The organism is Acidobacteriota bacterium, from assembly GCA_019347945.1.
In the GTDB taxonomy this organism is placed as follows: Bacteria; Acidobacteriota; Thermoanaerobaculia; order Gp7-AA8; family JAHWKK01; genus JAHWKK01.
Map to the genome: position 1 here is coordinate 23,751 of JAHWKK010000031.1, position 10,543 is coordinate 34,293.

General features: G+C 62.7%; 11 protein-coding genes, 1 tRNA gene and 1 pseudogene. 4 read left to right on the forward strand and 9 right to left on the reverse strand.

Features of this window, described 5'->3' with window-relative positions:
• Positions 1-8: 8 nt before the first annotated feature.
• The 6 genes from KY459_15145 to KY459_15170 form a co-directional block, all read right to left on the reverse strand.
• Positions 9-809, reverse strand: coding sequence for an SDR family oxidoreductase (locus tag KY459_15145; protein ID MBW3566046.1), 801 nt, complete (start codon positions 807-809; stop codon positions 9-11).
• Positions 810-1,211: 402 nt separating this feature from the next.
• On the reverse strand, positions 1,212-2,372 hold the full coding sequence (locus tag KY459_15150) for an NAD(P)/FAD-dependent oxidoreductase (GenBank protein MBW3566047.1): 1,161 nt from the start codon (positions 2,370-2,372) through the stop codon (positions 1,212-1,214).
• Positions 2,369-3,037, reverse strand: a complete 669-nt coding sequence (locus KY459_15155) for a methyltransferase domain-containing protein (GenBank protein ID MBW3566048.1) — start codon at positions 3,035-3,037, stop codon at positions 2,369-2,371. The genes KY459_15150 and KY459_15155 overlap by 4 nt, the downstream gene beginning before the upstream one ends.
• A 3-nt stretch (positions 3,038-3,040) precedes the next feature.
• Positions 3,041-4,285: a beta-ketoacyl-[acyl-carrier-protein] synthase family protein gene (locus tag KY459_15160; protein ID MBW3566049.1), complete on the reverse strand. Its 1,245-nt coding sequence runs from the start codon at positions 4,283-4,285 to the stop codon at positions 3,041-3,043.
• Positions 4,282-4,980: an HAD hydrolase-like protein gene (locus KY459_15165; protein ID MBW3566050.1), complete on the reverse strand. Its 699-nt coding sequence runs from the start codon at positions 4,978-4,980 to the stop codon at positions 4,282-4,284. Before KY459_15165 ends, KY459_15160 begins: the two co-directional genes overlap by 4 nt.
• A 47-nt stretch (positions 4,981-5,027) precedes the next feature.
• Positions 5,028-5,474, reverse strand: coding sequence for a ferritin family protein (locus KY459_15170; GenBank protein ID MBW3566051.1), 447 nt, complete (start codon positions 5,472-5,474; stop codon positions 5,028-5,030).
• Between the two features lie 86 nt (positions 5,475-5,560).
• Here KY459_15170 and KY459_15175 point away from each other — a divergent pair, with 86 nt between their 5' ends.
• Genes KY459_15175 through KY459_15185 form a run of 3 tightly spaced genes read left to right on the forward strand, consistent with a single transcriptional unit; the run spans position 5,561 to position 7,763 of the window.
• Positions 5,561-6,394 (forward strand): zinc metallopeptidase, encoded by an 834-nt coding sequence (locus KY459_15175; protein MBW3566052.1) that lies wholly within the window; start codon positions 5,561-5,563, stop codon positions 6,392-6,394.
• Complete coding sequence (locus tag KY459_15180) at positions 6,391-6,672, forward strand: N-acetyltransferase (protein MBW3566053.1); 282 nt, start codon at positions 6,391-6,393, stop codon at positions 6,670-6,672. Before KY459_15175 ends, KY459_15180 begins: the two co-directional genes overlap by 4 nt.
• Complete coding sequence (locus KY459_15185) at positions 6,669-7,763, forward strand: MBL fold metallo-hydrolase (GenBank protein MBW3566054.1); 1,095 nt, start codon at positions 6,669-6,671, stop codon at positions 7,761-7,763. The genes KY459_15180 and KY459_15185 overlap by 4 nt, the downstream gene beginning before the upstream one ends.
• A 14-nt stretch (positions 7,764-7,777) precedes the next feature.
• Here the strand turns inward: KY459_15185 and KY459_15190 are convergent.
• Positions 7,778-7,854: transfer RNA gene (locus KY459_15190), tRNA-Val, on the reverse strand.
• 75 nt (positions 7,855-7,929) lie between these two features.
• On the opposite strand from KY459_15190, the gene KY459_15195 reads away from it, so the two are divergent.
• Positions 7,930-9,057 carry a sorbosone dehydrogenase family protein gene (locus KY459_15195; protein MBW3566055.1) on the forward strand — a complete coding sequence of 376 codons (1,128 nt, stop codon included), beginning with the start codon at positions 7,930-7,932 and terminating at the stop codon, positions 9,055-9,057.
• 409 nt (positions 9,058-9,466) lie between these two features.
• Here KY459_15195 and KY459_15200 read toward each other — a convergent pair whose 3' ends face one another.
• Both KY459_15200 and KY459_15205 read right to left on the reverse strand, forming a co-directional pair.
• Entirely contained in the window at positions 9,467-10,057 is a 591-nt protein-coding gene (locus tag KY459_15200) for a cysteine hydrolase (protein ID MBW3566056.1), read from the reverse strand.
• A 70-nt stretch (positions 10,058-10,127) separates the two neighbouring features.
• Positions 10,128-10,277 (reverse strand): annotated as a pseudogene (locus KY459_15205) (addiction module toxin RelE).
• Positions 10,278-10,543 lie beyond the last annotated feature (266 nt).

Consider the following 10,543-nt stretch of genomic DNA (forward strand, 5'->3'; position numbering starts at 1 on the left):
TGGTCCGTTCAGATCTTCCTCCGCTTCAGCATTTTCGATGTGATTCTCATGGCAGCGTGAGCGATGCCGGGTGCGATCTCGCTGAGCTTCATGAATCCTGCCGCCAGCGCCGGGAGCACCATTCGCCGCCGTCCCGTCTCGAGAAGACCAACCGCCGCCCGCCCGACGCGCCCGGCGTTCATGACCGGAACCAGTCGCGACGCCGCGGGGATCGACGCTCGGTCCTTATCGTCGAACAGAGCCGTTTCGGTCGTCGCCGGGCAGAGAAGCGATATCGTGACGCCGGTTCCGTGCAGCTCGTCTCGAATCGACTCGGCAAATCCGTTCAACGCGTGCTTACTCGCCGCGTATGCCGACATGCCGGCATTTCCCATGATTCCGAGGATCGACGAGACGAAGACGATCGCGCCTCGCTTCCGCGCGAGCATACCGGGAAGCACCGCCTGGGCGCACCAGACAGCTCCGAGGTAGTTGGTCCGCATCATCCCTTCGATGTCCTCCGGGTCGAGTGAGACCGCCGGTCCGAGCGTTCCCCAGCCGGCCGAGCAGACCAGACCGTCGACCGGCCCGAGTGATCTCTCGATTCGTTCTGCCAGCCGGATGCATTCCTCGCGATCGGTCACGTCGAGCTCGAATCCTTCTGCCCGTGCTCCGATCTCCCGGCATCGTTCCGCGACCTCGTCGACGAGCTCACGCCGCCTTGCAGCGATCGCGACCGCGGCGCCCCGATGGGCGAGCTCGACGGCGGCCGCCCGGCCGATGCCGCTGCTCGCGCCCGTGACCAGAATCACCGAACCTTCCAGCTTCATGACGCGCAAAGGATATAGGAGGGGGGAGGGTTGGAGGTTTGGGGTTTGAGGTTGGAGGTTGGAGGAGTGCGGTCCAATAAGGCAGAGGCCGGGCACGGGCGCGGGCACGGGCACGGGCGCGAGAAAGATCTCGAAGAATGCGTCGCTCGAGGGGCTGGTCAGGTTGATTCGCGACCGCCCCCCAGATCCTTCGCCGGCTCCTAATGAAACATCCGTTCGCGAGGCCCGCCCGTGCCCGTGCCCCTGCCCGCGCCCGTGCCCGGCCTCTTCATCGGACCCAGCGCTACGCGTCATGGTCACTTTTCCGGGCTTCATTCCCGATCCGATGGGGCCTTCTGGCCTCGGTCACTTGCTCAGGATGACGATTGCTTGGATGTGACGGGAACAAAAGCGCGAACGGTTTCAGATGCTGGCGAACTGGTCCGCGAGAGCTTCGATCGACGCCGTGTCGGCGCGCGTTCGGCGTGTGAGAAACCTCCCGGCTTTCGGTGAAGACACGATCGAGAGAAGCGCGTTCATCATCCCGGGTCGCTCGAGCATCGCCGCGACCAGGCGGCTCCAGCGGAAGCGAGAATGAAACGCTCGCGAAAAGGTTCGATCCCACGCGTCCCGGCCTCGATCATCGCGTTCGGAGAGAAGATGAAGGGCGAGCAGAAGCCCCGACTGCAAGCCGATGGTCATCCCGTTACCCGCCAACGGATCGACGAGCCCCGCCGCATCACCGATCATGAGCGTGCCCTCGTGCTCCGCTTTCCTCGCCGTGAAGATGACCGGATCGGACGACACGAATTCTCCGGACGGCTCGGGGTGCTGGTCGAAGAGCGATCGAAGGGCGTCGGATTCCCCGCGAAGCGATTCGACCACGGCGTCCCAGCCACCTCTGCTCGTCCGGAGCCGGTTCTGATGAACGAGCCCGCAGATATTGATCTGGCCTCTTTCGACCGGCGAGGTCCCGAGATAACCGTCGCGGAACGAGTAGAGGCGCACTTCCTCGTTGTCGGCCGCGTCGACGTAGTGCCGTTTGAATCCGAAAAACCGGCGCCGGGTCTCCTTCGCGAAAGATCGCTTCATCTGGAGATCCATCCGGCCCCATCGGCCCCAGGCTCCGACGATCATTCCGGCCTCGATTCTCATCTCCCCCTCGCTGCCGGACGCGATGATAAAGGGCGTCGGACCCGATGACTCGATGCGGGAAACCGTGACTCCGGTCATGCCTCGCACACCAAGGATGACCGCTCGCTCGAACAGCATCCGATCGAGAGAGAGCCGGGAGATGCCCCGCGCGGTGCCGGGAAGATCGAAGGAGTACTCTCGTCGTCCCGCAATGACACGACATGTTCGAACCGGACGGGCACCGGCGGCATCGAGCGCTCCCGAAAGGCCGAGAAGGTCGAGAACCGGCCCGGCGTCCCAGGAGAGAAACTCACCGCAGATCTTGTCGCGCGGAAATGTGTCGCGCTCGACGAGGGTCACGTCGACGCCCTTCGAGGCGAGAAGTGCCGCAGCCGTCGATCCGGCCGGTCCGCCGCCGACGACCGCAACCTCGGTTTTGATCGTCGTCACGAGCCGGATCTCGCGACCAATCCGATGCGATACGGAAAGATCCGGACGACGCTGGCCCGAGCTCCAATGCTGCTCGCGACGCTCATCGCCTCTTCGACGGTGTAGCCGCGAGCGACGGAGGTCGGAGCGTCGAATCGAGTGATCCGTCCGATGAGTCGCAGCGCTCCGAGAAGCCGGGTGAAGAGCCATGGGACGATGTGGCGACGCGTATCCGAGACGATTGCGGCTTGCCGCGCCACCCGCAGCGCTTCTGTGAGAATTCGAGCATTCTGGCTCTCGTCGAAATGATGAAAGAGGTGGGAGGAGGTCACGACGTCGACCGAGCCGTCGAGGAAGGGGAGTCGGAAGGCATTCCCGACGACGCGGAGGATCGGATTTTTCGAGCCGAGCTTTCTGCCGTACAGAAGGTGCTCGATCCGGAGATCGAGACCGATTCGCATCTGCACGTCGTTGAGTGAATCGATCAGATCGGAGGTCCCCGACCCGAGATCGAGAACGCTGGCAGGGCGGGGCGCCGCGATGCGAACGGTTTTGCGAAATGCTCTGACTCCGCCGGCCAGCGAATTGAATTTCCGGAGATCGCGGAGCGATCGTTCGACGTCCTCGACCGGCTGGCCTTCCTGATCGAGAAGCTCCGGTGTATCGACTCTCTGCGAGAGGAACATCGCTCAGATTTTCCTGAGAACGAGAGCGGCGTTCTTCGATCCGAACGCGATCGTGTTGCAGAGTGCGACGTCGACCCGCGCCGGCCGGGAGGCGAGGGGGACGTAATCGAGGTCGCATTCCGGGTCGGGGTTCTCGAGATTGATCGTCGGAGGAAGGATGCCCTCTGTCAGCGCCAGCAGCGTTGCGGCAACCCCGGCCGATCCGCAGGCACCCTGCGGATGCCCGATCATCGACTTGGTCGCCGAGCCCGCGAGAGATCCGGCATGATCGCCGAACGCACGCTTGACCGCGCGGGTCTCGGCCCGGTCGTTGAGCTCGGTCGAGGTACCGTGATAGTTGATGTACCCGACTTGCTCGGGGGAGACGCCGGCATCTTCCATCGCGAGCTCCATCGCGCGGGCGGGCTCTTCGCCGGACTCGTCCAGCCGGACTCGGTGGTACGCGTCGCAGGTGGAACCGTAGCCGGCGAGCTCGGCATAGATGTGCGCGCCTCGCGCACGCGCCGACTCCTCCTTTTCGAGAACGAACATCCAGGAGCCTTCACCGAGGACGAAGCCGTCGCGTTCGGCATCGAACGGCCTCGAGGCCCGCTCCGGCTCGTCGTTGAATCGGGTGGAAACGATCTTCATCATGCCGAAGCCCGTCATGACCCCCTCGGTAATCGTCGTGTCGACGCCCCCGACGACGATCTGGTCGGCGAGGCCGAGCCTCAGGCTGTTCAGGGCGTAACCGAGTGCATCGGTGGAAGAGGTACAGCCGGTGGAGATCACGTGGGAGAAACCGTGAAGGTCGTGAATCATGGAGATCTCCGAGGAGATCGTTCCGATCGTTCCGGAGGGGACGGAGTAGACGGACGCCTTTCGCTCCTTCCCCGCGTACCAAAGCTCGTACATCCGCTCGCTGAACTCGATCGCGCCGCCTCCGGTACCGAGCATGACCGCGACCCGCCGTTTGGCTTCGAGATCGAGCTCTTTCGGATCGAGCTTCGCGTCCTCGAGCGCCTCGGCGGTCGCAGCCAGCACCATCGGAACTGCTCGGGAGACATGCCGGAGCTGTTTGGGATCGAACCAGTCACCCGGATTGAAATCGCGCACTTCGCCGGCGATGCGTGAGGTGAGCCCGGAGGGGTCGAAGGAGCTGATCCTGGCCACGCCGCTCGTTCCGGCAGTCAGCGACTCGAACCATTTCTGCCGCCCGATCCCGATCGGACTGACGACGCCCATACCGGAGATCACGAACCTCGTCATCGGGTGGTTCCGAGGATCGCCGACAGAACGGGCGGAACGTCGGTGAAGTCTTCGAAGAAGAAATCCGGCTCTTCCGCTCGGAGGTTCTCAGCCGAAGTCTTTCCGGTCGCGACGGCGATGGAAGTCGCCGAGTGGGGTTTACCGCAGCGGACGTCGTGAATCGAGTCGCCGATGATGACGACATCTCTCGGTTCGAATCGATGTCCCGTGCAATCGGCTGCACGCGAGATCGCGATCGGCGGAAGATCGGAACGGCGGGGGGAATCCGAGCCGAACGCCCCGAAGCTGAAAAAACGTTCGAGCTTCCCGGATGCCAGCTTGGTTCTGGCGCCACCTTCGACGTTGCCGGTAAGAAGCCCAGTTGTGATGCCGGGCTGTTTCTCCAGCTCGGTGAGGAGATGCTCGACCCCTTCGACGACCTCGACTGGGGTCCGTGTGATGCGCTCCTGAAGCTCGCTGAGGTAACGAGGCCAGAGCTCGGCGATGCGACTGTCGATCTGGTCGGTCGTGAGTCCGCTGTTCTTCAGAACCATGTGAGTGATCTCCGGGTCGGTTCGACCGGAAAAGTCGTAGTGGTCGAGCGGAGGGGTGCAGTCGAAGACCATCCGAAGCGCGGATGCGAATGCATCTCGCGCTGCGCCACGATCCCGTATGAGTGTCCCGTCGATGTCGAATAACGCGAGCCGCTGGGGCAAGGTTGGCCTCCGCGGCGCGATGATACAGGAGTGGAAACCGCGGGAGCTCAGATCTCGAAGAGGAACTGGTCGGGGCCGATCCGTTCCTGAAGCTCGGTCTCGATCTCCCGCCGGTGCTTCCATTCGGTCTCCGCCATCTCGTTCGCAATGTTGCGGATTTCTTTTTCGGTCGCCCGCTCCGACAGAAATCGATACTGCGCCTCGGAATTGCGCTCATGCTCCATGGCGAACTTCAGCGCCCTGACCGGGTCGAACTTCTGCACTCCGGGTGGGATCGTCATCGAAGACTCTTCCATCGGTGGTGGAGGCTTGTCGAAAAGCTCCTTGTAACGCCTCTCGAGCTGCGCCCGATGGATGAGCTCTCGATCGGCCAGCGCCGTCAGAACGTTTTTCGTTTCGGCGTCAGGGGCGAGCGAGGCCATGTCCTTGTAGAGCCGACGGGTGTCGAGCTCGGACTGGATGGCTTCCAGCAGGATCTCTTCAACAGTCTTCATCGTGTGGTCGGGCGGCATCATACCGAAAAGCGGAAGCGTTGCGCATTGACGTTGCAAAGGCGAAACGTCCAGGAGGTTCGACCGCCATGAGATGGAGAGGAAGGCAGACCAGCAGCAACGTCGAGGACCGGCGCGGAATGGGCCCGGCACTGATCGGGGGAGGAGGGGTCGGTGCTCTCGTCATCGCCCTTCTCGTGATCTTTCTGGGAGGCGATCCTTCGGACGTCGTCCAGTCGATGCCCACTCAGTCGGTCGACCCGAACGATCCCGAACAACAGGAAGCGGCGCAACGGGTCGGGGTGGTTCTGAAGGACACCGAGGACGTCTGGAATCAGCTGCTCCCGGCTGAAACGGGACAGGCCTACGTCGAGCCGAAGCTGGTCCTCTTCTCCGGAGCGGTGGAGTCGGCCTGCGGAACGGCGAGCTCGGCAGTCGGCCCGTTCTACTGTCCGCTCGACTCGAATGTTTACATCGATCTCAGTTTCTATCAGCAGCTCGAGCAGCGATTCGGTGCTCCAGGCGATTTCGCGGAGGCCTACGTCGTGGCGCACGAGGTCGGTCATCACGTTCAGAATCTGCTGGGCATCGCCGGGCAGGTGCAGCAGATGAGGCAGCAGAGCTCGCAGGAGGAGGGGAACGCTCTGCAGGTCAGAATGGAACTGCAGGCGGACTGTCTCGCCGGGGTCTGGGCGTATCACGCCAATCAGATGAATCAGATTCTCGAGCCGGGTGACATCGAGGAAGCGCTGAATGCCGCGAGCGCGATCGGTGATGACACGCTTCAGCGCCGATCCCAGGGACACATCGTGCCCGAGTCGTTCACGCACGGCACGTCCGCGCAGAGATCCCAGTGGTTCCGCGCCGGATTCAACTCGGGCGACGTGGACCAGTGCGATACATTCGGCGCGGGGGCGATATGAGCACGAAGGTTCGTCACGAAGAGAACGCTCATCGTTTCGTCCTCGACCTCGGCAAAGAGGAAGCCGTTCTCAACTATCGGATGGACGGCGAGGACATCATGAATCTCACTTACACGGAAGTTCCCAAAGGCCACGAAGGAGAGGGAATCGGTTCGCAGCTCGCCGAGGCTGCAGTCGAGCTGGCACGGTCGAAAGAGCTGAATGTCCGGCCGACGTGTGGATTCGTCCGGTCGTGGCTGGAAAAGCATCCCGAGCACTCCGATCTGATCGTGTCATGAGAAGAAGGAGAAAGAGCCGGAAGCATTCGAAGCGGCGGCGAGCTCTCGCTCTGCTCGGCGCGGCGGTCGTGGCCGGTGGAGCCGTGGCGGAGCTTCGTTGCCGATTCTCCGGCGGAGCATGGAAAGGACCGGAGTCGGATCACTTCGACGGCCAGCGATTCCGAAACCTCGATCCGGTAACACACTCCGGGCTTGCATTCCTCCGATGGCAGGCGAGGCGTGAAAGAGGCGAATGGCCGGGCTGGCGGGAAGTTGCGCCCGGACCGGCTCCGCCACCGGAAGTCGCGGAACGATCGACGCGCGTCACCTGGATCAATCATGCGACGGCACTCATTCAGATCGATGGCATCAACATCCTGACCGATCCGATCTGGTCGTATCGGTGCAGCCCCGTCGAATGGGCGGGGCCGCGCAGACACCGATCGCCCGGAATCAACTTCGGCGATCTGCCGAGAATCGACGTCGTGTTCATCTCCCACGATCATTACGATCATCTCGACATCGGTACGCTTCGTCGCCTGGAAGCACGACACAAGCCACGCTTTCTCGCGGGCCTCGGGAACCGCGGGCTGCTGGCAGAAGCTGGCTTCGATGTCCGCGTCACCGAGATGGACTGGTGGGACTCGGTCGAAATCGGAGGCGCACGGCTCCATTTCGTTCCGGCGCGGCACTTTTCGGCGCGGGGAATCTGCGATCGGGATCGGACGCTGTGGGGAGGCCTCTTCGTCAGCGGGAGCGGAGCGAGTGTTTACTTCGCCGGCGATACCGGTTTCGGCTCTCACTTCGAGCAGATACGCGACCGGTTCGGATCTCCCTCGATCGCGCTGCTGCCGATCGGCGCATTCCGGCCACGGTGGTTCATGAGCCCCGTTCACCTCGACCCGGAAGACGCGATCAAAGCGCACCGGATCCTCGGAGCAGAACGGTCGATACCGATTCACTGGGGAACCTTTCCCCTCGGTGACGACGGAGAGCGCGAAGCGGTCGAGCTGCTCGGGCGGCTCGTCGAGAAAGAGGGCGGGAACGGCTGGACGATTCTCGAAATGGGTGAAGCGATCGAAGCGGACACCGCGTTCGAGGTGGCCGGCTGAGCGGAGAATTGAAATGGTGCGAGCTGAGGGACTCGAACCCCCGACCCCCTGCTTGTAAGGCAGATGCTCTAACCAGCTGAGCTAAGCTCGCACGTCCGGGCTCAACCACTGCGCGGACGGAGGTATTCTCTTCGATTGGCGTCCGATTTGAACGCCGGTGACCTCCATGAGAAGAACCCACCTGATCGTCACGGCGCTCGTTCTCACCGCAGGCAACTTCACCTACAACCCGGCCGATACCGTCGAGCCGACAGGCGAAGCGGCGAGCGACAACCTGGGCCTTTCGCTGCCGGATGGTTTCCGAATCGAGGTCTGGTCCAGCGAGGTACCCGGCGCCCGGTCGCTCGCCAGCGCGCCCGACGGCACGATCTTCGTCGGAACCAGGAGGGAAGGGAACGTCTACGCGGTTCGTGACACCGACGGGGATGGGACGGCGGATCGTGTCTGGACGATCGCCAGCGGCCTCCGCTCTCCGAATGGTGTGGCCTGGCGGGACGGTGACCTCTATGTCGCCGAGATCAGCAGGATTCTTCGGTTCCCGTCGGTTCTCGACGATCTCGAGTCGGTTGCCCAGCTGGAGGTGGTGTTCGATGATTACCCGACGGATCGTCATCACGGTTGGAAGTACATCGCGTTCGGACCCGACGGCAAGCTCTACGTCCCCGTCGGTGCTCCCTGCAACATCTGTGAATCGGACTCGATCTACGCGACGATCACGCGTCTCGACCCGGACGGATCGAACATGGAGATCTACGCGAGCGGGGTTCGGAACACTGTCGGGTTCGCATGGCATCCTGAGACGGACGAGCTGTGGTTCACCGACAACGGGCGGGACATGATGGGCGACGACATTCCGCCTGACGAGCTCAACCATGCCTCGAGGGGAGGGATGCACTTCGGCTATCCCTATTGTCACGGCACGGACATCGCCGATCCTGAATTCGGGGCGAAGCGGCCCTGCAGCGAATTCACCGCTCCCGCCCAGAACCTCGGCCCTCACGTCGCGGCGCTCGGAATGCTCTTCTACACCGGAGAGATGTTTCCCTCCGAATATCGAAACCGGATTCTGATCGCGGAGCACGGTTCGTGGAATCGTTCGACGCCGATCGGATATCGGGTCATGATGGTCGAGCTTCGAGGAAACGAGGCCGTCTCCTACGAGCCGTTCGCCACCGGCTGGCTGCAGGGTGACGAGACGTCGGGACGGCCAGTCGACCTGTTGCAGCTCGACGACGGCTCGATCCTTCTGTCGGATGACGCCGGAGGCCGAATCTACAGAATCACGTATTCGTGAGTCACTGTGGCGGGTGCTGGTCGCGTTGAATCACGACTGTCCCTCGGATCGTTCGCCGTCCTCAGAATGAACTGCTGGTTTGATCGGCGCTCCGCTTGGTCTGGCTGTACTTTCATGAGAGGTCCCTCGCTTCCCGCCCGACCACCCGCTCGGGACGACCGGTGCGGGGAGATCTGTGACATGCCTGAATCTCCTGACGTCTGGCGTCGAATGCCCGAGGTTACGACTGACCACACGCCGGATTGAAGCGTCGAGAAAACCCTCTACCCCCCCCGTCGTCCCGAGCGGGCGGCGAGCTTGCGAATTGTTTCGATTCGGCGTACCTGCGGGCGGGCAGGCGAGGGACCTCCAGAATGAGTACATTCAGGCCCAGCGAAGCGCCGACTTCAAGTTCATTTCCGCTTTTTCGTCACTCGTCGAAGCGGATCTCTTCACATTGGAGGATCCGCGCGTCGAAGAGCTTTTCCATCTGTTCGAGTATGCCGGGGATATCCTCGGCGTCGAGTCCCGCGACCCCGTCCGAGGCGATCGTGAGCTCGAACCCGCGCATGTGCGCGTCGTGCGCGGTGAAGAAGACGCACGAGTTGACGAGCTGGCCGGCGAGGATCAGGTTTTCGGTCCCGAGCTCCCGCAGGAGAATCTCGAGCGGCGTCGCGTGGAAGCCGGTGTGACCGGGCTTGAGGATGAGATAGTCCGTTTTGGAGGGGAGCAGAGTTTCCACGATCTGCTTTCCCTTCGAGCCCGAACGAAGGCAGTGATCGATCACCTCGTCGAATCTGGAGCGCCACCGCCCGATATTGTCGTTCGCGTAGATGACCGCGGCGTTGGACTGGCGGGCGCGTTTCAGCAAAGCCTCGATGCGAGGCAGCGCCTCGGTGACCGCGTCAGCGACTCGATCACCTCCCTCGAATTTGAAATCATTGATCAGATCGATCAGCAGCAGGGCAGTCCTGCGCTTCCGTTCGTTCTCGGGAACGACTGAATAGTTGCTCGAGAGCATCGAAGTAAGTCAGCCGCACCCGGAAACATTGGGCGCGATGAAACGACCGCGGGGGACCGGGCGGTCAGCTGTTCTTGGTGCGTCCCTCTTTCTTCCTCTGCTTGTTGACGGTCCGTGCGGCGATCTCCTCGGCGCGATCCGTCGATTTGCCCGCGTCCTTTTCGCTGTCCTTCACATGCTCGTACTGCCGTTCGTCCTTCTTGCTCCATTCCTTCGGCATGGCGGTTCTCCTTTCCGGTATTGCACGGTGCGACTCCCGTGCCGGTCAGGGCTGGAGGTTGGAGGTTGGAGGAGTCGGTTGCCAGTTGGAGGAGTCAGTCAGGCCAAGCGAAGCGCCGGCAGGGGGTTTCGGGGTCGGGTCTGAACAAGGAACTTAACTGCCGAACCAAGCGGAATGCAACCTACTCGCGGGGGTTAGTTGCCTGTTCAGTCCCGACCCCCTGCTCAATCAGGTCGGGCCATTGGGACGGGGCGGACGCGCCGGGC